This is a genomic window from Candidatus Brocadiaceae bacterium (genome assembly GCA_012728835.1).
Taxonomy (GTDB): Bacteria; Planctomycetota; Brocadiia; order SM23-32; family SM23-32; genus JAAYEJ01.
On sequence record JAAYEJ010000012.1, the window covers coordinates 143,347 to 168,113 of the forward strand.

General features: G+C 72.0%; 17 protein-coding genes and 3 tRNA genes. 9 read left to right on the top strand and 11 right to left on the bottom strand.

Going from position 1 to position 24,767, the window contains the following annotated elements:
• Positions 1-38: 38 nt before the first annotated feature.
• The 3 genes from GXY85_02305 to GXY85_02315 all read right to left on the bottom strand — a co-directional run bounded on the left by GXY85_02305 (position 39) and on the right by GXY85_02315 (position 3,135).
• The gene (locus GXY85_02305; protein ID NLW49662.1) at positions 39-641 is read right to left on the bottom strand and encodes a hypothetical protein; all 603 of its coding nucleotides are present in this window, start codon (positions 639-641) and stop codon (positions 39-41) included.
• A 63-nt stretch (positions 642-704) separates the two neighbouring features.
• Positions 705-2,942: a hypothetical protein gene (locus GXY85_02310; protein ID NLW49663.1), complete on the bottom strand. Its 2,238-nt coding sequence runs from the start codon at positions 2,940-2,942 to the stop codon at positions 705-707.
• A gap of 116 nt (positions 2,943-3,058) precedes the next feature.
• A tRNA-Val gene (locus GXY85_02315) sits at positions 3,059-3,135 on the bottom strand.
• Positions 3,136-3,294: 159 nt separating this feature from the next.
• Between GXY85_02315 and GXY85_02320 the strand changes: the two genes are divergently transcribed.
• Both GXY85_02320 and nadC read left to right on the top strand, forming a co-directional pair.
• Positions 3,295-4,257, top strand: a complete 963-nt coding sequence (locus GXY85_02320) for a hypothetical protein (protein ID NLW49664.1) — start codon at positions 3,295-3,297, stop codon at positions 4,255-4,257.
• Positions 4,238-5,092, top strand: a complete 855-nt coding sequence (nadC, locus tag GXY85_02325; GenBank protein ID NLW49665.1) for a carboxylating nicotinate-nucleotide diphosphorylase — start codon at positions 4,238-4,240, stop codon at positions 5,090-5,092. The genes GXY85_02320 and nadC overlap by 20 nt, the downstream gene beginning before the upstream one ends.
• 15 nt (positions 5,093-5,107) lie before the next feature.
• Here the strand turns inward: nadC and GXY85_02330 are convergent, their stop codons facing one another.
• A complete protein-coding gene (locus GXY85_02330) occupies positions 5,108-6,238 on the bottom strand; it encodes an alanine--glyoxylate aminotransferase family protein (protein NLW49666.1) in 1,131 nt (376 codons plus the stop codon).
• The gene (locus GXY85_02335) at positions 6,235-7,647 is read right to left on the bottom strand and encodes a sigma-54-dependent Fis family transcriptional regulator (GenBank protein ID NLW49667.1); all 1,413 of its coding nucleotides are present in this window, start codon (positions 7,645-7,647) and stop codon (positions 6,235-6,237) included. Before GXY85_02335 ends, GXY85_02330 begins: the two co-directional genes overlap by 4 nt.
• A gap of 287 nt (positions 7,648-7,934) precedes the next feature.
• Between GXY85_02335 and GXY85_02340 the strand changes: the two genes are divergently transcribed.
• Positions 7,935-10,388, top strand: coding sequence for a hypothetical protein (locus tag GXY85_02340; protein NLW49668.1), 2,454 nt, complete (start codon positions 7,935-7,937; stop codon positions 10,386-10,388).
• On the opposite strand, the gene GXY85_02345 is transcribed toward GXY85_02340, so the two are convergent.
• Positions 10,367-10,441 (bottom strand) — tRNA-Thr (locus GXY85_02345). The two genes, GXY85_02340 and GXY85_02345, sit on opposite strands and share 22 nt — an antisense overlap.
• 75 nt (positions 10,442-10,516) lie before the next feature.
• Positions 10,517-11,185 (bottom strand): MBL fold metallo-hydrolase, encoded by a 669-nt coding sequence (locus GXY85_02350; protein ID NLW49669.1) that lies wholly within the window; start codon positions 11,183-11,185, stop codon positions 10,517-10,519.
• A 309-nt stretch (positions 11,186-11,494) separates the two neighbouring features.
• On the opposite strand from GXY85_02350, the gene ilvN reads away from it, so the two are divergent.
• The 5 genes from ilvN (at position 11,495) to typA (ending at position 16,205) form a co-directional block, all read left to right on the top strand.
• Positions 11,495-11,977: an acetolactate synthase small subunit gene (gene ilvN, locus GXY85_02355; protein ID NLW49670.1), complete on the top strand. Its 483-nt coding sequence runs from the start codon at positions 11,495-11,497 to the stop codon at positions 11,975-11,977.
• Positions 11,974-12,909 carry a phosphate butyryltransferase gene (locus GXY85_02360; protein ID NLW49671.1) on the top strand — a complete coding sequence of 312 codons (936 nt, stop codon included), beginning with the start codon at positions 11,974-11,976 and terminating at the stop codon, positions 12,907-12,909. The genes ilvN and GXY85_02360 overlap by 4 nt, the downstream gene beginning before the upstream one ends.
• The gene (gene buk / locus GXY85_02365; GenBank protein ID NLW49672.1) at positions 12,906-13,949 is read left to right on the top strand and encodes a butyrate kinase; all 1,044 of its coding nucleotides are present in this window, start codon (positions 12,906-12,908) and stop codon (positions 13,947-13,949) included. Before GXY85_02360 ends, buk begins: the two co-directional genes overlap by 4 nt.
• A gap of 97 nt (positions 13,950-14,046) precedes the next feature.
• Positions 14,047-14,134, top strand: a tRNA-Ser gene (locus GXY85_02370).
• A 190-nt stretch (positions 14,135-14,324) separates the two neighbouring features.
• On the top strand, positions 14,325-16,205 hold the full coding sequence (gene typA, locus GXY85_02375) for a translational GTPase TypA (GenBank protein ID NLW49673.1): 1,881 nt from the start codon (positions 14,325-14,327) through the stop codon (positions 16,203-16,205).
• A 9-nt stretch (positions 16,206-16,214) separates the two neighbouring features.
• Here typA and GXY85_02380 read toward each other — a convergent pair whose 3' ends face one another.
• From GXY85_02380 to GXY85_02395, 4 genes are all read right to left on the bottom strand, one after another.
• A complete protein-coding gene (locus GXY85_02380) occupies positions 16,215-17,453 on the bottom strand; it encodes a phenylacetate--CoA ligase family protein (protein ID NLW49674.1) in 1,239 nt (412 codons plus the stop codon).
• A 245-nt stretch (positions 17,454-17,698) separates the two neighbouring features.
• On the bottom strand, positions 17,699-18,019 hold the full coding sequence (locus tag GXY85_02385) for a Rubrerythrin (protein ID NLW49675.1): 321 nt from the start codon (positions 18,017-18,019) through the stop codon (positions 17,699-17,701).
• Between the two features lie 115 nt (positions 18,020-18,134).
• Complete coding sequence (locus tag GXY85_02390) at positions 18,135-19,283, bottom strand: hypothetical protein (protein NLW49676.1); 1,149 nt, start codon at positions 19,281-19,283, stop codon at positions 18,135-18,137.
• A 120-nt stretch (positions 19,284-19,403) separates the two neighbouring features.
• Positions 19,404-21,767 carry a PAS domain-containing protein gene (locus tag GXY85_02395; protein ID NLW49677.1) on the bottom strand — a complete coding sequence of 788 codons (2,364 nt, stop codon included), beginning with the start codon at positions 21,765-21,767 and terminating at the stop codon, positions 19,404-19,406.
• A 356-nt stretch (positions 21,768-22,123) separates the two neighbouring features.
• Between GXY85_02395 and GXY85_02400 the strand changes: the two genes are divergently transcribed.
• A complete protein-coding gene (locus GXY85_02400) occupies positions 22,124-24,733 on the top strand; it encodes a serine/threonine protein kinase (protein NLW49678.1) in 2,610 nt (869 codons plus the stop codon).
• The last annotated feature ends 34 nt before the right edge of the window (positions 24,734-24,767 follow it).

Consider the following 24,767-nt stretch of genomic DNA (forward strand, 5'->3'; position numbering starts at 1 on the left):
CGGCCGCGCAACGCAGGCCGGACGGGGATGCGGGGCCTTCAGACGGCCGGTTCGTCCGGTTCGCGCTCGGGGGCCTCTCCGGCCGCCAGGGCGAACATGCGAACGGCGCCGGCCGCGATGCCCATCACCAGCGAGATGACGATGACCGAGACCCCCAGGGAGGCACAGCCCGCCGGCAGGGCGATCCCCGGCGGCAGGAAGGGCAGCGCCGCGAACAAGACCAGCGGCAGCAGGGGCAGCCAGGCCCGCCAGGCCACGCTGCGGGCCAGGTCGTCGGCGCCTATCTGCCGCGCGATGCGCCCGATGACGGCCGCCAGCCGGACGGTGAAGGTCGTCAGGAGCGCCCACGTGGCGGCGTAGAGGGCCACGTGGGCCAGATCGACCCCTCCGGCCTCCGTTGCGGGCGGCAGGCCGCGCACGACACGCACAGCCCAGACCGCCACGCCCGCCGCAGCCGCCAGGAACAGGGGCCGCAGGCCGTCCACCCGGGAGGCCATCCGGCCGACCCCGATCAGCAGCAGCGCCCATCCCAGGACCTCGATCGGGATGGGACTCGGGCAGGGCAGGAAGAACAGGAAGCCCCACATGATGAGCGTGAGACTCCCGCGCAGGGCCGCCGGACTCCCCGGGTCCGTCTCCATCCGCCATGCCTCCTCTGTGGGCGTGTCCCTCCGGTCCGTCCGACAACGCACGCTCCCGGGCGCCTACTCGGGCGCCGGCGGTTGCGCTTCCGATGCCGGCGCTGCGGCCTCCTGCCCGGGTCCCTCCTGGGTCGCGGGCGTGCCCAGCCAGCCGTTCGTCCAGCGGTGGATCAGACCGCGGGAGTTCAGCATGCTGTAGGCGACTGCCAGGACGATGACGGCGATGATCAGGCGGGGCCAGATGCTCTTCTTCGGGGCATAGGGGTCCTTCAGGTCCCGACGCGATCCGGCCGGCAGCCTGGGGATGCCGGTGAGCGCCGTTCCGAAGGGGATGCTGATCTTCGCCTGGGCGTTCACCGCCCAGCCGTTGGCGTCGAGGATGGGCCCGAGGTTGCGCTTGCGGAGCTTGAGCCAGGCGATCACCATGGACGGGGTGGAGATGAGGAGCACGATGGCGACCAGGACGATGGCGATCTGCCAGTGTGCCATGTCGGTGATCTGGGCGAAGATGGACGCCAGGAAGGTGCCGATGGCGCCGAGGGCGACGCCCATGGCGGCGATGACCCCGACGTCGAACTTCTTGGGCGCGGGCGGCGCCGACTTGTCCGGCGCGGTCACGGTTGCCGCCGCGCTTTCGAGCCTGGCCGTGGAGGCGGCGTCGGCCGCCGCGGCCCGCCGGGCGGCCTGCTCCTCGACCATCCGGACGAACTTCTTGTAGGGCGCCCAGAACGCCTGGCGGATGCTGATGGGGTTTTCCACAACCCGGGTGATCGTCGCATCCCAGTCCCGCCCCTCGAGGTCGTAGAAGACGCCGTTGCGCCCCACCAGCAGGTTCTCGGAATCCCCGTTGGTGAAGGCGGCGACGATCTGCATCGCCTCGCCGGTGCCCTTGCGCACGCAATCGCAGTAGGCCAGGTACGTGCCGGCCATGCCCGCCAGTGCGGCGTGCTTGGCGGCGTCCGCGACCGAGAGGCAGAGGTCGCAGCTCCGCTGGTCGAGGTACAACGTGCCGACCTGGAAGACGGCGGGCCGTGTGCGGCTGTAGAAGTCCCGGAAGTTCACGAAGTTCGTCAGAAGCCGGTGCAGGTGGCGGTGGTAGAGGATCAGGCGCTCCACGGTCCCGACGGCGTCCGCCTGCCGTGCCAGCTTCTCGTCCTCGGCTGCGAGTGCCCGGATCCGGTCCTCGATGCCGCTTGCCAGCAGTTCCTGCACGCGCGCGCGTCCGAGTGGTTCGACCAGGGCGCCGGCCCTGGCGGAGTGCCATTGCTCGAAGGCGGCCAGCCTGCCGCGCAGCTCGTGCCAGTCGGCCTCGGTCAGGGCGCTCTTCGGGCCCAGCAGCGGCACGACGGCGTCCTCCGCCAGCCGGGCCAGGGCGTCGGCCCAGGCGGGGTTGACGCCCTCCTTGAGCGGGAGCGGCCGGGCGCCTTCCACGCGGGCCAGGGGCAGTCCGGCCACCTCGGCGCTGCTGATGGTGAGGTCCTGGGCGGCGATGGCGAGGAAGTCCTCCTCCTCGCGGTTCAGTGCGGCTCCGGCCCGGGGGTCGAAGGCGGCCAGACGGCAGCGGGCGAAGTAGTCGTCCACCTTGGCTGCGACGGCTTGCACGGCCTGCGCGGCGGCGAACGTCGCCTCCCCGAGCGGCAGCACGGCGGCGTCGGCGTCGCCGGCCTGCCACCACTCGATGCAGGCCCGGGCGGCGGCGAAGAACTGGTCGGCCGTCTTCAGGCTGACGCCCGGCTTGCCGCTGCGGTCGGTCTCCGCCTCGACGCAGGCGATGACGTCGGCGATCGCCTGCTGCAGGTCGGGCTCGGCGGCCGAGTCGGGCGGGACGATCCCGTCGCCGTTGAACCGGCCCTGCGCGAACCTGTGGGCGGCGTCGGCCATGTCGGCCACGGTGATCTCAGTCGCACCCTCCTTGCCCATGTCGGACAGGATCCGCCGGGCCGTGGACAGCAGCAGCGCGCCCTCCGGGTGCGAATCGTCGATGGCATCCAGCGGCAGCGTGTCCGATTCCTTCAGGAGGTCGCCGGGGTCCTTGAGGCAAGCGCACGCCCAGCGCACCGCGGCGAGCACCTCGGGCACGCGGATCCGGCCGTCCTTGTCCGTGTCGAGCAGATCCAGGGTCTTGCGGTCGAACAGGATCCCGTCGGTCGGGCAGGCCAGGGCGCCCCAGAGCTTCTGGTCGAGTTCGTCCAGGTGGAGCAGGTCGTCGCCGCTCTCCAGGCGGACCTGATCGAAGCCCCCAAACCGCGAGAACTGCCACTGATGCCCCCCTCGCGCGCGCGCCTCCAAGCCGGCAGCCATGATCGCCCCCTTCCTGTTGAGATGTGCAGCTCCGCCGTAGACGGCGAGCCCAACCGATTCTACGCCTGGCAGCCGGCGCAATCAAGCGGTGCGCTGGACCTGGGGCAAGGGGCCGATGGTGGGCAGACCGGGATTCGAACCCGGAGCCTCTTGCTTGTAAGGCAAGCGCTCTGGCCGTTTGAGCTATCCGCCCCGGCCGTCTACACTAACTGCAGGGCGGCGCGGGCGTCAAGCTCCGGCCGGCCTCTGCAGAGCTGTTGCGGGGCACTTCGCCCTTCGTTCTCCCGCCGGCCTGTGGTATATTCGCGCTGCCGCCAGCAGCGGGACGCCCGCGAGGTGCCGGACAATGGACATGAGTGAGTTCGATCGCGTGCTTCTCGTCGCCAATCCCGCCGGCGGGGGGGGGCGGGCGGGTCGCTGGGTGCGCCCGGTGGCGGCCGCACTGCGCGCCGCGGGGGTGCGGCTCAAGGTCGTGCGCACGCGCCGGGCGGGCGACGCCCGCGAGGCCGCCGAGCGATGTGCCGGGCGACGGGCGCTGATCATCGCGTTCGGCGGCGACGGCACGCTGAATGAAGTCCTCAACGGCGCCGACCTGGAACGCTGCGCCCTGGCCGTCCTGCCCGCCGGCACCGGCAACGTGCTCGCCAAGGAAGTCGGCATGCACGGATGGCCGCCGCGCGCGGTGCGGCAGTTGCTGCAGGGGGCCCTGGTTCGCATGGACGTGGGCGTCTGCAACGGTCGGCGGTTCGCCTGCATGGTGGGGGCCGGGGTGGACGGCGACGTGGTGCGGGCCGTGCACGAGCATCGGCGGCGCCGGCTCACCCAGTTCCACTACATGCCGCACCTGATCGGCGCCCTGATGGGGCATGCCCGCTGGGATATCGCCGTGGAGCTGGACGGGCGGCCCGTGGTGCGCGGCATGGACCAGGTCGTCCTGGGCAACACGCACAGCTACGGCGGGCCCGTGGAGCTGACCCCCCGGGCGTCGGCCCTGGACGGTCAGCTCGACGCCATGTGCCTGGCCTGGCCGGACATCATCGAGATGCCCGCCGTGGTCTCATACGGGCTGCTGCGCAGGTCGGCCGAGTGCCCGCACGTGACCTACCGCCGCGCCCGGCATGCGGTGCTGTCCTCGCCGCGGGACGACGTTCCGTACCAGCTCGACGGCGAGGCGGCCGGCCTTCTGCCCGTCGAGGTCGAGGTGATGGCCGGCGCCGTCCGGTTCCTCGTCCCGGCCGGCTGCCGGATGCGCCACCCCGGGGGGTGCCCCCGGGATCAGCAGGGAGCCGAGCAGAATGCAGTGGACAGCCTATGACGCGTTGATCGACGCCGCGCTGGCGGAGGACGACGCCCGTTCCGACGTGACGACGTTGGCGCTGGTGGCGCCCGAATGCCGGCTGCGCGGCCAGGTGCGCGCCCGGCAGGACCTCGTTCTCTGCGGTCTGCCGCTGGCCGGCCGGACCGTCGAGCGCTTCGATGCGTGCATGGTCCTGGAGCATCGGGCGGAGGACGGTGCCCGCCTGGCGCCCGGCGGTGTGGCGGCCGAGATCGAGGGCCCGGCCGCCTCCGTGCTGGCCGTCGAGCGCACGATGCTCAACTTCCTTCAGCGGCTCAGCGGCGTGGCCACGTTGACCGCGCGGTTCGTGCGCGAGGTCGAGGGCACCGGCGCGTGCATCTGCGATACGCGCAAGACGACCCCCGGCTGGCGGGTGCTGGAGAAGTATGCCGTCCGTTGCGGCGGGGGCCGCAACCATCGCATGAGCCTGGCCGACCAGGCGCTCATCAAGGACAACCACCTGGCCCTGCTCGGGCGGCAGGGCGGCGCGGCGGCGGCCGTGCGGGCCGTGCGCGAGCGGTTTCCCGACCGGGTCGTGATGGTCGAAGTCGACGATCTCGAACAGCTTGCGGCCGTGCTGCCGGTGCGTCCGGACGTCGTGCTGCTGGACAACATGTCGCCCGACCAGGTGCGCGAGGCGGCCGGCCTGGCGCGCGCACGGGGCGGCGACGGGCGGCCGCTGTTGGAGGCGAGCGGCGGCATCACGCTGGAGAACGTGCGCCGCTACGCCGAGGCCGGCGCCGACCGCATATCGGTCGGCGCACTGACCCACAGCGCTCCGGCGGCCGACCTGGCCCTGGACGCTCTCGGCTGAGCCGGCGGCCGGCCGTCAGGCCAGGGCCTCCTGGGCGGCACGGAGGCCGCCCCCGAGTTCGATCGCGTGGCCCATCTCCCGCAGGCCGGCCTCCAGGGCGGCCAGACCCACGAGCAGGTCACCTTCGCTGACGTATCCCATGTGACCGATGCGGATGATCCGGCCCTTCAGGTCGCCCTGGCCGTCGGCCATGGTCACGCCGTGCTTGTCGCGCATCAGGGCGATCAGCCTGGACGAACTCATGCCGTCGGGCACATAGGCGGCGGTGACGCCGTTGGCCGGCCGCTCGGCCAGCAATCGCAGCCCCAGGGCCTGCACGGCGGCGCGGGCGGCGCGCGCCAGGCGCGCGTGCCGCTCGAACACCTGGTCCAGCCCTTCGTCGAAGATCATCTCCAGGGCCCTGCGGAGGGCGTGGACCAGGGAGACCGGGGCGGTGAAGGCGGTGCCGAGCTTCTCCCAGTTGCGGCGCGCGGCCGTCAGGTCCAGGTAGTAGCGGGGCGACTGGCAGGCCTTGACGGCGTCCCAGGTGCGCGGGGAGACGGCGATGAACGCCAGCCCGGGGGCCATCATGCAGCCCTTCTGGGAGCCGCTGACGACGATGTCGAGGCCCCACTCGTCCATCTTGACCGGATGCACGCCGACGCCCGTGATGGAGTCCACGGCCAGGAGTGTGGGCGTCTCCCGGGTCAACTGCGCGATGGCCTTCACGTCGGAGAGGGCGCCGGTGGACGTCTCGCTGTGCGTCACGTAGAGCGCGCGGGCGTCCGGATGGGCGCGCAGGGCGTCCCGGGCCTGTTCGGGCTCGAAGGACCGGCCCCATTCGATGGGTATCTCGACGACCTCGCAGCCGAAGGCGCGCCCCAGTTCCGCCCAGCGTTCGCCGAACTTGCCGCCGACGGCGCAGATCATCTTGTCGCCCGGCGAGCAGACGTTGGCCACAGCGGCCTCCATGCCGGCCGTGCCGCTGCCGGCCAGTATGTAGACGTCCTGCTGGGTGCCGAAGAGCTTCTTGAGGCCTTCGGCGGTCTCGGCCATGAAGGCGGAGAACTCCTTGGTGCGGTGGTGCACCATGGGAGCGGCCTCAGCCAGCAGCACTTCGTGCGGGACCATGGTCGGGCCCGGCGTCAGCATGCAGTTCTTCTTCATTCGTCCTCTCTCCGGGTGGGGGGGGCGGAGGCGTCGCGGCGGATGCCGAGCCTCCGCATCTTGCTCTGAAGGCTCTGACGATACATGTCCAGTCGTTCCGCCGCATGCGAGACGTTGCCGTCGCACGCATCCAGCGCGCGCTCGATCGCGCGGCGGTCGAACTCCTCCAGCAGCGCCTGCCGTGCCTCCTTGTAGGGGAGAGACAGGTCCGTGCGGATGGCCTCCGGCGCGACGGCCGCAGCCGGCTCCTGCTCGAGCGACAGGTGTTCGGGCAGTATCTCCGGCCCGGCGGCCAGGACCAGCGCGCTCTCGACCACGTGCTTGAGTTCCCGCACGTTGCCCGGCCAGTGGTAGCGATGCAGCAGGCGCACCGTGGAGGGGGCGAAGCGGCGCGGGCCGTCGGGATACCGGGCACGGAACAGCTCCAGGAAGTGCTCGGCCAGCAGGGCGATGTCCTCCCCGCGGTCGCGCAGGGGCGGCAGCACGATCTCCACGACCTTCAGGCGGTGGTAGAGGTCGCGTCGGAACTCCTCGTTTTCGATTCCGCGTTCGAGGTCCTGGTTGGTGGCGCTGATGATGCGCACGTTCACGCGCACCGGCTCCACGCTGCCCAGCGGCTCGAAGGCGCTCTCCTGCAGCACGCGCAGCACCTTCGCCTGCGTGCCGGGGCTCATGTCGCCCACCTCGTCGAGCATCAGCGTGCCGCCGTCGGCGGCCTGGAACTTGCCGATCCGGTTCGTGTCCGCGCCTGTGAACGCGCCCTTCGCATGGCCGAACAGCTCGCTCTCGACCAGCGTCTCCGGCATGGCCGCGCAGTTCATCACGATGAACGGCCCGTCGCGCCGCGCGCTGCGGCGGTGGATCTCCCGGGCCGCCATCTCCTTGCCCGTGCCGCTCTCGCCGCGGATCAGCACGGTGACGTCGGCCTGACTGACCTTGTCGATCTGTGCGAAGACGCGCCTCATCGGGGCGCTGACGCCCAGGATCTCGCCGTAGGAGCCGAGGCGCTCCAGTTCGGCCCTCAGTCGCAGCGTCTCGCGGCGCAACTCGATGGTCTCGGCCGCGCGGCGCACGGCCGCGCGCAGTTCCTCCAGCTCGTACGGCTTCGGGATGTAGTCGTAGGCGCCCTGCTTGATCGCCTCGGCCGCCATGCGTTCGGACCCGTAGGCCGTGATCATGATGACCAGCGGGGCGTCCGGCCCCCCGGATATGCGGCGCAGGACCTCCAGACCGTCGGGGCCGGGGATGTTGACGTCCAGCAGGACGATCTCCGGCGCGTCGCGACGAACGGATTCCAGGGCGCCGGGGCCGTCGGTCGCCTCCAGAACGTCGAACCCGGCGCGTTCCAGCACCTTGCGCATGCCCAGCCGGGCGGCTTGTTCGTCGTCGACAACCAGTATCCGAGCCATATTCGCGGTCCGCGGCGTCCCCGGGCCTCAGCCGGCTGCCGGGGGCAGAGGCCGCCCCGTTGAGGGGTGGATGGCGATGTCGATGAGGTTCTTCCGTATGACGATGAACGTCCCCGGGCGCCCCGCGTCGGCCGGCCCGGCGGTCGCCCGATTATAACCGTCTCGTGCGCGGAAGCAAAGCCACTCCAGGGGGCCATGTGTCTGGCGGCCGGGCGCGCTGTTCTCTATAATGCGGGCCGTTCCTTCAGACTGCGGGGGTCGTCCTGAACACACCGCGTGCACGCCCTGTGGATGCTGCGGATCCGACGCATGCCGACGCGCTGCGCGGGGCGGCGGCGTGTGTGCTGGGCGCTGCGCTGATCGCCGTCGCGGTGGCGGGCGGCCTGCTTCACTCCCTGGCCCAGACGGCGGTGCTCGGCCTCCTGCTCGCGGTCGGCACGCTGCTCTGGCTGGCCGCCGGCGTGCGGGCGGACGGGCTGCGGGTGCGGCTCTGCCGGTCGGTCGGCTTCTACCTTTCGTTCCTTGCGTTCGGCGTCATCTCGTCACTGTGCGCGGCGAACCGCTTCGCCGGCCTCCGCTGGTGCCTGCTGATGGCCGTCTACGGGCTGGCCGCGCTGCTGACGCTGCAACTGGCCCGAGAGCCCGCCCGGCGGCTCTTCCTGACGGCGTGCCTGGCGGCCACCGGCGCCGCTCTGGCCGCCTACGCGCTGTGGCACTACGCGATCTACGTGCCCGCCATCCGCCGCTGGCTGGCGATCGAGCCGGATCTGGTGCAGGCCGCCACCGGTGCGGCCGGCGCGCTGGCCGGCGACCTGGCCGACCGGGTCCGCGCCGACCGGGCCTACGGGAGCTTCATCACGCCGAACCAGATGGCCTGCTTCGCGGCGATGGGCTGCTTCCCGCTGGCCGGGCTGCTGGCGGCGGCCCGTCGGCGCGCGTGCGGACGGCGTGCGGCCAGCGTTCTGGCCGCCGCCAGCGTGCTGGCCGGCGCCGTGGCGCTGTGCGTCGGCGCGCTGCTGGCGAGCCGTTCGAAGGGTGGAATGGTCGCCTTCGCCTGCGGAGCGGCCGCCTGTGCGGTCGGCGCCGGCGTCCGGTCGGGGGGGAGTCGCCGGACGCGGGCGGTCCTGGTCGCGGCGGCCGCCGTGGCGGTCCTGGCGGCCGGCATCGGCCTGGCCGGTGCGCGCGATCGCCTGCGGGCGTCCGTGGGCGTGCGCCTCGGCTACTGGCAGGTCAGCCTCCGGATGGCCGCCGAGCGGCCCCTGACGGGCGTCGGGCCGGACGGCTGGGCGGACCGGTACGCCATGCGGAAGGAACCCGAGCACGAGGATGCCCGGGCTGCGCACAGCGCGCACCTGCAGGTCCTGGCCGAGACGGGCGTCGTCGGCCTGCTGCTCTGGTGTGCGACGTGGGCGGCGCTTCTGGTGTCGTGGATGGGTGGGCCGCCGCCGGACGATGCCTCGCCGTCCGGCGCGGGCGGGCGTGGGACGGCCGTCGCGATGGCGGCCCTGGCGGCCGTCGCCCTGGGCGTGGACGCCGCGTTGCTCGGCACGCTGCATCCGCCGCGCCACGTGCCGCCCTGGCTGGCGGATGCGCCCTGGCTGCCGTACGCCCTCGTCTGGTGCGTCTGGACGGCCGTGTTCGCCGCCGGGCTGACGGCCGGGGGCGAGGCCCGGGCGCGCGGGCCGCGGGTCGGTGTGGCCGCCGCGCTGGTCGTCTTCCTGGTCCACAGCGCGGGCGATTTCACCGTGCGCGTGCCCGCCATCGGGCTCGCGGCGGCCGTTCTGGCCGGGCTGTCGGCGGCGGCGGGCCGGCCGTGGGCCGAACTGCAGCTCGGGCGGCGCGGGGCGAGGGCGGCCCTGGCGGCCGGCACCCTCCTGACGGCGGTCTGGGCGCTGGCCGTCGCGCGGCCGGCGCTTGAGCAGTCGCGGGCCCTGGCCGCCGCCGAAGACCTCCGTCTGGAGCTGTTGAGCGGGCGGCCCGGTGGCGGCGACGGGCCGGCGGCCGTCCGGCGCCTGCTCGACGAGCACGAACGCGCATGTCGGGCGGTCCCGTGGGACGACGGCCCCTGGCGCGAGCGGGCCTCGGCCCTGCTCTGGCTGGCCGGCGGCGTTCCCGGCGGGCAGACGGGCCGCGAGGCCCTGGATGCCGCCGGGCGGGCGGTCGAACGGAACCCCCTGGCGGCCGCCAACTGGACCGTGCTGGCGCAGGCCCGAAGGGCGGCGGGGGACGCCGAGGGCGCCCTGGACGCCATCGTTCGCTCGGCCCAACTTCAGCCCTCGCTGCCGGCGGCGTGGTACCCCGTTGCGCGCGCATACGAGCAGGCGGGCCGGGCGGACGACGCGGCGGCCGCCTACGAGCGGATGCTCGCGCTGCTGCCCCGCCAGTATCATCCGCGCAACCGCGTCCCGGGGGATGGCGACGAGCTGGTGCGCTTCTGGGCCGGTCCGACGGCGCGCCCGGGCTCCGTGACGGAACTGGCGCGCGCGATCGCCGTGCACGCCGGGGCCGTGGGGCCGGCGGCCGACGAGGCGGAGACGGTCGCGGCGCTGGCGGACGGGTTGGACGGCGGCCGGCCGCTGCTGCGCGACTGGCCGGCCCTGCATGAACCGGCCCGGTCGGAGCGGCTGTACCGGGTCGTGGGGCCGCGGCTCTGGCAGTGGGCGCTGGAGGAGAAGGTGCGCGGGCTCAGAACGCATCCGGCGACGCACGGCGAAACGGATGGAGCCAGCGGAGGGACTTGAACCCTCAACCCCGGCTTTACGAAAGCCGTGCTCTGCCATTGAGCTACGCTGGCCCGGCGTCCCCCCTCAGGGACCGGTCCATCGTATCACGGGGCGGCCGTCGTGTCCAGTTCCCGCGGCCCTCGGCGCTACTGCATCTGCCGGATCCGCACCTCGATGTCCTCTTCGTCCGCCAGCAGCACGGCCAGTCTGGTCGCGTCCGTGTCGCCGTAGTGGTACGGGTAGAGGATGGAGGGGCGGATGGCCCGGGCGGCGTCGGCGGCCATCTCGGGCGTCATCGTGTAGGGCAGGTTCATCGGCAGGAAGGCCACGTCGATGTCGCGCAGATCCGCCATCTCCGGGATGTTCTCCGTGTCGCCCGCCACGTAGACGAGGGTGTCGCCGAACGCGATGACGTAGCCGTTGCCGTGCCCCTTCGGATGGAAGGGCGTGCCGGGCGACCGCATGTGCACGATGTTGTAGGCGGGCACGGCCCGGATCGGCAGCCCGCCCACCGTCTGCGAGTCGCCGTTCTTCATCACGAGGCCGCCCGGGAGCGTCGCGGCGGCCCGCTCGGTCAGGACGACGGTCGTGTCCGCCCTGCGGATGGCCTCCACGGCCTCTGCGTCCAGATGGTCGCCGTGCTCGTGGGTGATCAGGATGATGTCTGCAGGGGGCAGTTCGGAGTAGTCGGCTTCCCCAGAGACGGGGTCGACGTGGATGACCTTGCCCCCGCAGGTGAGCATCAGGGTCCCGTGCCCGATGAACGTGATCTTCAGTTCCCCGGCGGATGTCCGGATGACGTCTTCCTCGAACATGACCGTCCTCCTCTCCTCTGTCGCCGGCGGTGTCCCCCGGGCGCGACGTCCGCCGCCCGAGCACCCTGCGCACGCCGCCAGCACGATGGCCAGTGTTGTCCAGGCGAGTCTCACGGCTTCCTCCTTCGAACGCGCTTCGAGGTCACGATAGCCCGAGGCATCCTCCGCCGCAAGCGAGGACCGCACGGACGCCCCGGCTGTGCGCGTCCCACGGCGTTCTCGCCCGGCGGCGCGGAGGGTCCTTGACCGGCCGGCGGCAGGGCGGTATGCTTCTGGCGGGGTGGCCCGTAGTGACAGGAGCGTGCCGCAATGAAGCACACGATCTCATGCCTTGTACGCAACGAGCCGGGCGTCCTGGCGCATGTTGCGCGCCGTTTCGGTGACGAACACATCAACATCTACTCCCTGGCGGCCGGCACGACCGAAGACGACGCGATCAGCCGGATGACGATCGTCGTCGACGGCGACGATGCGACCGTGGCCCACGTGGAGCAGATCATCCAGGGCCTGCCGAACGTGCTGGAGGTGCAGGACCTGGCCGGCGAGCAGTTTTTCGCGCGCGAGCTGCTGCTGGTCAAGGTGGCCGTCGTCCCGGCGTCGATCGGCCGTCTGATGCAGATGGCGGAGATGTTCGACGCGCGCGTGATCGGCGTGAGCGCGCGCACGATGACGCTCGAACTGGCGGCGGACGAACAGCGGATCAACGCCATGCTCCGCCTGCTGGAGCCCATGGAGATCATCAGCGTGGCCCGCAGCGGCCGCATCGCCGTTGCGGCGGGAGACAGGGGATGACAGCCGCCCCCCGGCCCGATCACCCGCGCAGCCTGGAGGCCCTGCTGGAGGTCGTCCGGCGCCGGGGCGGCGTTCGCATGGCCATCGCGGCGGCCGACGAGCCCCACTGCCTGCAGGCGGCCGTCGAGGCGGCGCGCCTGGGTGTCGCGACGCCCGTTCTGATTGGCGCCGCCGACGGCATCGGCCGGGCCGCCCAGCAGGGCGGGGTGGACGTCGGGGACCTGGAGATCGTGGAGTCCGGCGCCGCGGCGGACTGTGCGGCCCGGGCCGTGCGCATGGTGCACGACGGCAGGGCGGACCTTCTGATGAAGGGGTCGCTGCCGACCAAGGTGCTGATGCGGGCGGTGCTCAACCGCGAGTTCGGGCTGCGGTCGCGCGGGCTGCTCTCGCAGGTGGCGGCCTTCGAGGCGCCGGGCGGCGGGCGGCTCGTGCTGCTGACCGACGCGGGTGTGAACGTCAACCCGCGTTTCCACCGCAAGATGGAGATCATTGCCAACGCCGTCGGCGTGGCCCGCCGGCTCGGCGTGGCCGAACCGAAGGTGGCTGTTCTGGCCGCCGTCGAGACGCTCGAACTGCCGGCAATGCCGGCGACACTGGACGCGGAGATGTTGCGCCGCCTCGGCGAGTCGGGGTTCTTCGGCCGCTGCGCCGTGGCCGGTCCCATCGCGCTGGACGCCGCACTCTCGCGCGAACGCTCCGACCTGAAGGGCACACCCAATGCCGTGGCGGGCGCCGCCGACGTGCTGGTGGCCCCGAGCATCGAGACGGGCAACGTGCTCTACAAGTCCATCTCCTGCATCGCGGGCCAGGACCTCGCCTCGGCCGTGGTCGGCGCCGTGCGCCCGATCGTCGTGCCCAGCCGTGCCGATACCGTCCGCACGAAGCTCTACAGCATCGCGCTGGGGGCGCTGTTGAGCAAGGAGCCCGAATGACCGGACCTTCGGACGCGCCGCTGATCCTCGCCGTCAATCCCGGTTCGACGACGAGCCAGTACGGCCTGTTCCGGGGCGCGGTCTGCCTGGGCGAGTCGGACCGGCCCACGGAGGGCAGCGTCGAGGCCGTGGTGGCCGGAGGGCGGCGCGTCGTGGCGGATCTCGGGCACCGCACCGCCGACCTGGCCGCCGTCATCGCGCGCGGCGGGCTGCTGCGCGCCGTCGCCGGCGGGGTCTACGAGATCAACGACGCGCTCGTGCGCGACTGCCTGGAGCACCGATACGGCCGCCATGCGGCCAATCTGGGGCCGCCGGCTGCCCGCATGCTCGCCGAGCAAGCGTGCGCGCGCGCCTTCATCGCCGACCCGCCCACGACCGACGAGTTGTGCGACGAGGCTCGCCTGACCGGCCTGCCCGAGATCGGCCGGCGCAGCATCTTCCACGCCCTCAATCACAAGGCGGTGGCCGCTGCGCTGGCCGCCGACCTGGGCACGACCTGCGCCGCCGCGCACCTCGTCGTGGTCCACATGGGCGGCGGGCTGAGCGTCGGCGCGCACCTTCGCGGGCGCGTGGTGGACGTCAACGACGCGCTGGAAGGCGACGGCCCGTTTGCCCTGAACCGCAGCGGGGGCCTGCCCGCGCTGGCGTTCGTGCGGTGGGCGCAGGGAAAGCCGGCGGACGAGGTCACGCGGGCCGTCTGCAAGACGGGCGGGCTGCTGGCACACCTGGGCACGCAGGACGGGCGGGAGATCGAGCGGCGCGTGCAGGGGGGCGACGCGCGGGCGACGGCCGTCTTCGAGGCGTTCGCCTACAACATCGCGAAGGCCGTGGCCGCCCTGGCCGTGCCGCTGGAGGGCCGCGTGGACGGCATCGGCCTGACGGGCGGCCTGGCGCGCTGGCAGGGCCTGGTAGATCGGCTGCGCGAGCGACTCGCCTGGCTGGCGCCCGTGCACGCCTACCCCGGCACGCGCGAGATCCCCGCCCTGGCGGCGGCCGCGCTCTCGGTGCTGACCGGCGAGCGCCGCGCCCGGGCCTACTGACGCCTGGCCGGCCGTGCAGTATGGGCAGAGGCGCCCGGTTTCGCAGACGGGCCGCTCGCGTGCGGGGTGGGCGCCCCGCTATGATGGTGTACCGGCCGGAGGGGTGGCTGAGCGGACGAAAGCGGCGGTCTTGAAAACCGCTGTCCCTTCGGGGACCGGGGGTTCGAATCCCTCCCCCTCCGCCAGTTCCGTGGCGTTGCCGGCCGTCGTCTGCCCGGTTGGCGACCACGGGGGTCGCGGCCGGGCGTTGTAAACGGTCGGAACTTCGTCTATCATCATTGCTTACCTCTCCTTCGGCCCCCGGGGTTCGTGTCGGCGCAGGCGGTCATGCTGTGCCGGCGGGGCGGGGCGTTGCCATACGAGCAGGATCCGCACATGACGCGTGTAGACAGAATCCGCAACCTCGCCATCATCGCGCACGTCGATCACGGCAAGACGACCCTCATCGATGCGATCTTTCGCGCGGCGCACGTGTTCCGCGAGAACCAGCAGGTGGCCGAGCGCGTGATGGACAACTACGAACTCGAGCGCGAGCGCGGCATCACCATCCGCGCCAAGCACTGCACGGTCACCTGGCGCGACCACCTCATCAACATCGTGGACACGCCCGGCCATGCCGATTTTTCGGGCGAGGTCGAGCGCGTGATGTCCATGGTGGATTCCTGCCTGCTGGTCGTGGACGCCGGCGAGGGGCCGATGCCGCAGACCCGCTACGTGCTGATGCGCGCCCTGCGCCTGGGCCTCCGCCCGATCGTCGTCATCAACAAGGTCGACAGGGCGAATGCCGACCCCGAAACGGCCCTGGGAAAGACGTTCGACCTGTTCCTGGAACTCGGCGCCGACGACGCACAGGCCGACTTCCCGGTGCTCTACGCCTCCGCGCTGGACGGCTGGGCCGTGCGGGACCTGGATGCCGACGCGCGCTCGGGCATGGACGCCCTGTTCGAGACCATCATCGCGTCCGCGCCGGCCCCCCGGGCGGACGTGGACGCCCCTTTCCGCATGCAGGTCAGCACGCTGGCCTGGAGCGACTACCTGGGGCAGATCGGCTGCGGACGCGTTCTGTCGGGCACGCTGCGCAAGGGCGACCCCATCGTGCGCACGGTGACCCGCTGGCGCCAGGCGGGCCGCCCGGAGGAGGGCTGGGACGTGGTGTCGTCCACGCCCGACCGGCTGCTGCACGTCTGGGTGACGCGCGGGCTGGAGCGGGTGCCGGTCGACGAGGCGAGCGCGGGCGACATCGTCTGGGTGGCCGGGCCGGAGCAGATCGGCATCGGCGACACGCTGTCGGCTTCGGAGGTGGAGTTGCCCGCCTGCATGCCGCTGGAGATCGAGGAGCCGACCGTCTCCATGTTTTTCGTGGTCAGTGACGGTCCGTTCGCCGGCGAGGAGGGCACGGTGATGATGATGCGCCAGATCCGCGCCCGTCTGGAGCGCGAATTGCGCACGAACGTGGCCCTGCGGGTGGAGGACGTGGGCCGGGCGGACGGGCTGAAGGTGAGCGGCCGGGGCGAGCTGCATCTGGGGATCCTGATCGAGGAGATGCGCCGCGAGGGGCTGGAGTTCTGCGTGTCCCGCCCGGAGGTGATCGTGCACGTGGACGACGCGGGCCGCCGGCTGGAGCCGATCGAGCGCCTGGTGGTCGACGTGCCGGCCGAGTTCCAGGGCGTAGTCATCGAGAAGGTGGCCCGCCGCAAGGGCGTCATGAAGCACCTGGAGAACCCGGGCACGGGCGTGCTCCGCATGGAGTTCGAGGTGCCCACGCGCGGGTTGATCGGCTATCGGAGCGAGTTCCTCATGGACACGCGCGGCCTGGGCATCATGACCAACCGCTTCGCGGCCTACGGGCCGTGGCGGGGCGATATCCCGTCGCGCGTGCGCGGCTCGCTGGTCAGCCTGGCGACCGGCCCGGCCACCGCCTACCAGATGGAGGGGCTCCAGGAGCGCGCCGTGATGTTCGTCGACCCGGGCGAACGCGTCTACGCCGGCCAGATCGTCGGGGAGAACTCCCGGCCGGACGACATGACCTGCAACCCCACCAAGCGCAAGGCGCAGACGAACCACCGCTCCGCGTCCAAGGAGCAGGCCGTCGTCCTGGACGTGCCGCGCAAGATGACGCTGGACCAGGCGCTGGAGTGGATTGCGGCCGACGAGCTGGTGGAGGTGACGCCGAAGTCCATCCGCCTGCGCAAGGCCGTGCTGTGCGCCCAGCAGCGCAAGCGCGACCGGCGCCGTGAGCCGGCCCTGAACACGTGACGCGGCCGCTCACGCCTCGTCGCGCGGGACCTCGGAGACGAGCGCCCGGGTCTTGCCGCCGGAGCTGGCCGGCAGGGCCGACACGATCTCCGTGTGGAACGTGACGGTCGGTCCCAGCACGCTGCGCACCCGGTCCTCGAGAAGCCGAAGCTGCTCGGGCGCCGGCGCGGGCCGCGCCACAGCGCGCAGGACGACCAGGTCCTTCCTCTTCTGTACGACCTGGTAGTGGTACAGCCACGGGGCGTCGCGGTACAGCGCACGCGTGATCTGATTGGGGTGCATGCGGCGGCCGTCGGGCAGGGGGAAGTAGTCGATGGTGCGCCCGAGGACGGCGCGGATCGTCGCGAACGGCGCGCCGCAGGCACATGCGGGCAGGCCCTGGGTCACGATGTCGCCGAGCCGGTAGCGGATGAAGGGCATCGCGTAGGAATGCAGGTTTGTGACGACGGGCTCGCCCTGTTCGCCCGGGGCGGCGGGGCGGCCGTCTCTGATCACCTCCAGGATCACGCCGTCGTCGCAGGTGTGCATCTCCCCGGTGGGCGGGCAGTCCCAGGCGATAAGGTTCAGCTCGTGGGCGCCGTAGAGGCCGTAGACAGGCGCCCCGAATGCCTGCCGGATGTGCCGGCGCATGGCCGGGGTGAGCACCTCCCCGCCCGCCATCACGAGGCGGGGGCGCAGAACGCGGCGGTCGGCGTCCGTCATCTCCTCGGCCAGGCGCATGAGAACGCCGGCGTAGGCCATGAGCGTGTCCGGCCGGTAGTCCCGAAGAACCCTCAGGATGTCGGACGCCTCGCGCGTGCAGTCGACCATGCGGTGGCGGAACCGCCCGAAGGCGTTCGCCAGGCGCCGGTCCGGTGTCGGGTCGTGCCCGACGCCGGTGCGCAGGAACCGGACGACGGCGACGCGGTCGGACGTGCGCGCGCCCAGGTGCCGATGCGCACGCATCCAGAAGCCCGCCATCAGGCGCTTCTCCAGGCGTGTGCGGCGGACGGTGAACGGTTCGCCGGAGACGCCGCTTGTTGTCACCCGCAGGAGGCGTTCCGGATCGAGACCGCCGGCGACCAGGTCCCGCGCGCGGACGGCACGCAGGTCGTTCTTGTCGCTGATCGGGATGGCGGGCAGGTCGGCGACCGTGCGGATGTCGCGCGGGCGCAGCCCGTGGCAGTCGAACAGGCGGCGGTAGTAGGGCACGCGGCCGTATGCGTGCGCCACGAGGTTGCGCAGAGCGCGGTCGCGAAACGCGGCCATGGCTCCCGGCGACGGCAGCGGGGCGCCCACTGCGGCACGCAGCGCACACAGGCGATCAGGCCGACCGGTCAACCGACGTCTCCGGCGAAGGGACGGACTTCAGGAGATGGCCGCCCTCACGATCCTCCACGCACGGTTGCGCCGAGCCGCCCCGGGCGGGGGGGGGCTCCGTCGGCCCGTCTGCGACGCGGCTTGCCTGCCGACCCGGGAGGCCGCGCATGCCTCCCGCGCCGTGGATGCCGGGGCTACGTCTTGGACCCGCCTCTGCGGATCTCCTCGGCGATCTCGTCCACCTCTTCGGCGCCTTCGTTGAGGAGGTCGGCCTCGTCCTCGACCAGGATGCTGATCAGGCGCTGGAATTCCCCGGCGTGCACGCGCTCCTCATTGGCGATGTCGAGCAGCACGGCCCTGGCCAGTTCGTCGTCCGTTGCGTCCGCGTGGGACTCGTAGAGATGGACGGCCTCCTGCTCGGCGGCCAGGCCCAGCCTCAGGGCACGGACCAACTCCGCCTTGTTCATCTTGCGTTCGGGAACGACGCCGCTGAACGGGTTCATGAACTCCGGCATGGCTATGCCTCCTCCTGTGTGGACGGGCTGGGCGCCCGCCGATTCCGCCGGGCTCTGCCGGTCTCCTCCTTGTAGTCGAGGTGCGGCGGCATGTCAACCGTCGCCGCGCAGGATGTCAACGCAGGCGCTCGATCTCGTCCAGCATCGTCTGCAGGTTCGCTTCGGGGGTGCCGGGCAGGGCGTAGTTGGAGAGGCCGACCATGACGCCCCTGCGCCGCCGGGCGACGTCCATGCACGAGGCCACTTCGTCGGCGACTTCCTGCCGCGTGCCCGTGTGCAGGGCCTGCGAACTCAGGTTGCCCAGGAGTATGAGGCGGGGGAAGCGGTCCCGCAGCGTCTCCAGGTCCATGCCCGCGCGGCGGTCGATCTCGTAGTAGCCGTCCACGCCGGCCGCACCGAACAGGTCGTCGGCCACGGCCCAGAGGCGGCCGTCGCTGGCGAACAGGTAGAGCAGGCCGTGCTTGTGGCAGGCGTCCGTCATGCGCTTGAGCGGGGGCAGCAGCAGTTCGTGGAAGACGTGCGGAGAGAAGAAGGTCCCCGTCGTGGAGGCGAAATCGCCTCCGCCGAACAGGTATTGCGCTCCGGCGGCGGCCAGGAACGGCGCGCTGAGGACGAGGCGCTCCGCCTGCGTCTCCAGATGTCGGCGCACGAGGTCCGGACGCAGCATGGTCGCTTCCAGCCAGATGGCCTCGTAGGGCAGGCCGATGTAGCCGGCGTCGGTGCGCACGGTGCGCTCGCCGCCGTAGCGGGCGATCAGGCGGCGCGTCTCCTGGAAATCGGCGTCGGTCGGACGGAAGCCGGCGAGCGCCGCCTCCTCCCGGGCGATGAAGGCCTCCAGGGCCTCGTAGTCGGCGATGCCGCGTGTCTCCGGACGCTGGTCGATGATGCTGAACAGCTCCGTGTCGGCGTCGAAGCGGTAGACCTTGTAGTCGCCGTCGGGGTCGCCGTAGAGGAACGTGCGTTCATCGATGCGCCTGTCGGGCCGGACGGGCATGCGCCAGTATTCCATCCGGACGATGTCCTGTCCGGTCGCGACGGCCAGGTCGAAGGCGTCGCGGCGGGAGCGGGCCAGGAACTCGGCGTGGGCCTCCTCGCCTTCCCACAGCGCACGGGCCTCGCGGAACTGCTGGATGCCTCCCCCCACCCAGGCATCGCGGCCCAGGATCATGGAGGCGACGGCGGAGCTGAAGCCGACGTGACAGACGGGGACCCGGTCGACCTCCCGCGTGTCGAACGCGTTGCGGACTCGTTCCTTCGGCAGCATGGCGTCTTCCTCTTCCCATGACGGGTGCGGAAGGGCTCGGACCCGATGTACATACGGGATGGGCCGCCCGGCTGCAACGGGAAGGCGGGAACGCGCGTGCGATGGTCCGGACGGGCCGGCTCAGCCGGCCGGTTCTCCCTGGACGATTCGGCGGACCGCGTCGGCGATGCGCTGTCCGGTTGTGTCGCGCAGGAAGCCCTGGACGACCGCGTCGTCCGCCTCGCCGCCGCCGTCGACGGCGATGAGCGTCACCTCTCCCCAGTAGCGTCCGCCGTCTTCGCGGGCCATCTCCAGGTCGGCGGTCTGGACCGCCGCCGGCGTTCGGCAGGCCTTCTGCAGCAGCTTGGAGAGCGCTTTCCTGGCGGAATCCGCCGCCAGGTCGCTCAGGGCCATGCCCATCAGGCGTTCGGGCGCGTAGCCGCAGACCTGTGGGGCGGCCGGGTTGCACCAGCGGATGGTGCCGTTGCGGTCGGTGCAGAAGACCATCTCGGGCAGGATGGCGGCCAGCTGGCTCAGCCGGTCGGATGCGGCCGCCGAGGCATCGGCGGCCGCCGGAGCGCCGGCGGGGGCCGGCGGGGCGGGGTATGCCTGTTCGACACGGCAGACGGCCGGAGACCGGCTCTCGACGAGCGTGCTCCAGTAGGCGAGCGCGCCGTTGCCGTCGCGCAGGGCCAGGCGACGGTTTTCGAGGGGGACGCCGGTCTCGAAGACGGAGGCGAGCGTGTCGATGAACTCCTCCGGATCCTCCACGGCATCGGCCAGTCCCTTCCGGGCCACCTCGAGGTAGTTGCTGCCGAGCAGGTCTTCCTTGCTGCAGCCGAGGAGGTGTGCGGCGGTTGCGTTGGCCCACGTGATCCGGCCCTGGCCGTCCAGCACGGCCACGGCGCCCTCCAGGCGGTCGATGCCTTCGTCCAGGAGGGCGGCCACCTTGCGGGCTTCGGCCCAGAGTTCCCGTTCGGCCTGCTCCTGTTCGGTGGCGCCGAGGATGGTCAGGACGAGGCAGTTGCCGTCCTGGCCGGCGAAGCGGGCGACGCGCAGGTCGGCGGGCACGGAGTCGCCGTTCGACTTCTGCACGGCGATGCGTTCGGCGGCTTCGCCGCGGTCGACGGCCGCCGCAAGGCAGCGGCGCAGGCCCTCCTGGTGTTCGGCGGGAACCAGGCTTTCGACGGGCCGGGCCTGCAGTTCCTCCTCGGTCTGGTCGCTCAAGGCGCAGAGCTTCGGGTTGGCGTACTGGATGGTGCCGTCCGGCCCCACCATGACCACGCCGGCGTTGGCCCGTTCGGTCAGGGTGCGGTAGAGCCATTCACGGGCGCGCAGGTTCTCCGAGGCGGCCTCGGATGCCTGGGCGGGGCGGAGCAGGACGATGGCGCTGGTGACCTTGCCCACGGCGTTGCGGACGGGCCAGGCCTTCACGCGCAGGGGCGTGTTGGTGGCCTTGTGCACGACCTCGGAGTCGGCCGGACGTCCCCGTTCGAGGGCGTCGGCGATGGGGCAGGAGTACGGCGGTTCGTCTTCGTTGTACAGCAGCCGGCAGTAGGGGCGGCCGACCGTTTCGTCGTCGCCCCTGCGGAACTGCTTCATGGCGGCCGGGTTGGCCTGGAGGACGGACAGGTCGGCGTCGACGAGCATCACGGCCTCTCCGAAGGCGTTGAGGACCTCCGGCCCGGCCGATCCGCCGGTGGCTGCGCGCGCCTCGGCGGCCAGGATGACGGCGCGCTCCCTGCGCGTCCACTGCGTGAGCACCAGCGGGATTGCGCTGGCGAAGTGCGGTTCCTTCACCAGGTGGTAGTCGGCGCCCGCCTCCAGGATCTCCACGGCGCTTTCGGGGTCCCACCGTTCGGTCAGGCAGATGACCAGCAGGGTCGGGCGTTTGATCTTAAGGATCTGGATCAGTCCCGCGGCGGCATCGGGCCCGGCGTCCCAGTCCAGCACGGCGACGTCGTAATGCACGGTGCCGCTCATCGTGTCGGAGGTGGAGACTCCGTAGTCGACGGCCTTGACCTCCACGTCGCGCAGGCTCCCCTCGATGGCCTGGATGATGGCGGCGCGGTCCGACTCGATGTTCTCGATGAGCATGATGCGCAGGAACCGGTCGAGCGCGATCTTGTCTTCGTCGGGGCGGCTGGCGGGGCGGGGCGGGGGTTCCTTGGCCGGCGACCGGGCCGTGACCCGCTGGCGCACGTCGGCCGGGGCGACGGTCGGCTTGGCGCCCTTGCCCTCGGCGGAGCGGCGTCGTTCGGCCTCGTCGACCCGCAGGAGCGCTTCCTGGGCGCGGGGGTATCCCATCTTGAGTGCGCGCTCCAGGGCAATGCGCGAGACGTCCAGGTTGTCCACCTTGTAGAGGCAGACTCCCAGCCCGAACCAGGCGCGCGCGTCGCTGGAGTCGGTCTCCGTGGCCTGCAAGTAGACCTCAACGGCTTCCTGGTATCTGCGGTCCTTGACGAGTTCACCCGCCTTCTTCAGCAGGTAGGTTGCCTTGGCCATGGACTTCGCTCCCCGAAGACTTGAGGCACGACACCCGTTGCCGAGGCCCATGCGGTCCCGGGCGCCCGGCCGGTCCACGGGTCGCGGCCCTTCACAGGCCCGCGATCCGGTGGGCAGTTGTACGCAAATAAGGCACTCGAAGTCAAGCCGTCGGCCGTTTTCCGGGGCTCGCCGGGGCGCAACCGAGCCCCGAAGGACGCAGCGGGGGCGTTTTCGGGCGCGCCGCAGGCGGCGATGCCTGGAATCCTCTGGTCGCCGGGGGCGGTCCCGCGCTACAATGGCTGCGGCTCGGTCTGGGGCGGAGTCCACCGCGATGGAACGGGCCTTGGGAGCGCGGACGCCGGGGTCTCAACGCCATGGGCAAGGCTACAGGGCCGCAGAGGTTCGGCAAGTGCCTCATCGAACGAGAGATCGGTCGAGGTGCCCGGTCCATCGTGTATCTGGCCCGGCATGAGGGGCTCCAGATCCCCGTCGCCGTCAAGGTGCTGCAGAGCAGCCGGGCCGAGGACGACGGGCTGTTCTCCGAGCGCTTCATGCGCGAGGCGCGCATCGCCGCCCAACTGACGCACACGAGCATCGTGCGCGTCTACGACTGCGGGGAACGGGGCGACGACTACTACCTGGTGCTCGAGTTCATCGACGGCGAGAGCTGCAAGGACCGGATGCGCCGGAGGGGCGCCTTCGACGCGGAGACGGCCGTGGGGATCATCCGCTCCGTGGCCGACGGCCTCCGGTACGCCAGCACCAAGGGCATCATCCATCGGGACCTGAAGCCCGAGAACATAATGATCGACCGCGACGGCGCGGTGCGCATCGCCGACCTGGGCCTGGCCAAGGAGGTCGCCACGCCGAGGGCGTCGGCCACGGCCGACGGGGACGTCCTCGGCACGCCCTACTACATGAGTCCCGAGCAGGTCCGCCAGCCGGCGGACGTGGATTTCCGCAGCGACATCTACTCGCTCGGCGCGACGTTCTACCACATGGTCACCGGGGTGGTGCCCTTTGAGGCGCCCACGCCGTTCGAGATCATGACCATGCATCTGAACGAGCCCGTGCCGCATCCGCAGACGCGCCGGGCGGACCTGAGCCCCGCCCTGTGCGACGTCATCATGCGGATGATGGCGAAGGAGCCCCAGAGCCGCTATCAGAGCTACGGTGACCTGATCCGCGATCTGGACGCGCTGGGGTTCGGCGAGGCCGACGCGGGCGCGGGGCCGTTCGGGCGCGCGGGCGCACCCGTCGTCCCGCCGCCGGACGCGCGGGTGCCCGTGCCGGCCGCGTACGCGGCCACCGTGCCCCTGCAGGAGGAGGCGCAGGCCGAGCGGATCGAGCCGGAGTGCCTGCCTGCAACCGTCCATTGCGCGCATGCCCGGGCGTTCGCGGCGCTGTCGGCGATCCTGTACGCCGTCTTCGGCGTCTGCCTCTACCTGGCCGTCCGCATCCCGTTGGGTTCGGTGGCCGGGCTCGCCGTGATGCTGGCCTTCCTGGCGGTCTCCGTGGGATGGGCCGTGCGGATGGCGGGCGGCATTCGAGAGCGAGACCGGGCCGGAGAGCGCGATGCGGTCGAGGACTTGATCGCGCTGGCGCTGGGCCGGTTGTGCGACCGGTTGAGCCTGGCGGTGCCCCGCGTGCGCATGACGCGGCGGTCGGACGCCCTGTGCCTCGTCTATGGCCGCTTCGGCGGGCGTGCCGTGATCTGCCTGCCGGGTGCCTGGCTGCGAAACGCCGCCCCGGGCGCCGCCGAGACCGACGCGCTGCTCGCGCAGGGCCTGGCCGGCGTCTACAGCGGCGCGGCCGACCTGCGCACGGCCCTGGCGGTGCCGGTCTCGGTGCTGGGGCTGATCGAACGCGTCTCGCGAGTGGTCGCCCGGTGTCTCCCGGGGCGACGCAAGGAGACGGCCAGGGCGGCTGCCGGCCTGCTGCTGGCCGCCGTCGTTCCGCTGGCGTTGCTCGTGCTGTCCCCGGCGGCCGGGTTCCTGGGGCTGCTGTTCCTCGGCGTGCTGATGCTGACGGCGGCGTTCGAGCGAGAGAGCGTGCAGGCGGCCGACGACTTCGCCGCGCGTGTGGTCGAGGACCCGGAGCCCGTGCAGTCGGTGATCCTGCTCGGCGGCCTTGCCGGCCCGGAGCGCGGCCGGCTGCTGCGCGATGGTCTGGGCGCGGCCGCGGCCGCGGCCGCGTCGGCGGGGGCGCTCTCGGGGGAGGAGCGCGAGCGCATCCTGCGCGGCCTGCTGGAGCCGGGCGATGGTCCGCTCACCGGCGCGGACGTGTGGACGTCCGCCCTCGGGCTGCTGTCCCGTGGGCCGTCGGCCGCGCGGCGGATCCGCCGTCTGGCGGCGGCCGAGGGCGAAGGGCATCCGGCCCGGGAGGTGATGGCGCTGGTGCGGCATGCCTATTCCCGCCTGCTGGTCTCCACGCGACGCAAGCCCCCGGTGGTGTCCATGGCCGACCTGGCAGGCGTGCGGTCGCAGGCCATTGTGGGCGGCATGGCGGGCGCGACCGCGCTGTGCGTGTTCCTGTTCATGGTTTTGACGACGGTGCCCCACTACCTGGACTTCCTGTTGACCGTCGGCGTGCTGGCGGCGGTGGCGGGCACGATGGCGGGCCATCAGTTCCGGGGGGACGCGCCCTCGGCCGGGCTGCTGGGGTGGCGGATCCTGGTCGCCACCACGTCCTTTGTATGCAGCACGATGCTGGGCCTCTGCCTGGCGGACGGCCTGCTGGGTCAGCGGGTGCTTTCGCGGCTGGCTCTGCAGCTTCCGCTGCTCATGATCCCGCTTCTGGCGGTTGCCGCCCTTGCCGGCGGGCTGTTCGTGCGCTGGACGTTCAGGGCGGGGCGTGGAACGGCGGCGGACCGACCAAGTCCGTCCCGGACGGCTCACACGGCGGCCCTGAACGGGGATGGTGGGCGGCGGGCGGTGCGGATGCGCGAGGTCTCCGTGGAGGACGAGCCGCCGAAGCGGCGATGAGGGTCGGACAAGGGCGTTCCGGACGGATCGACGG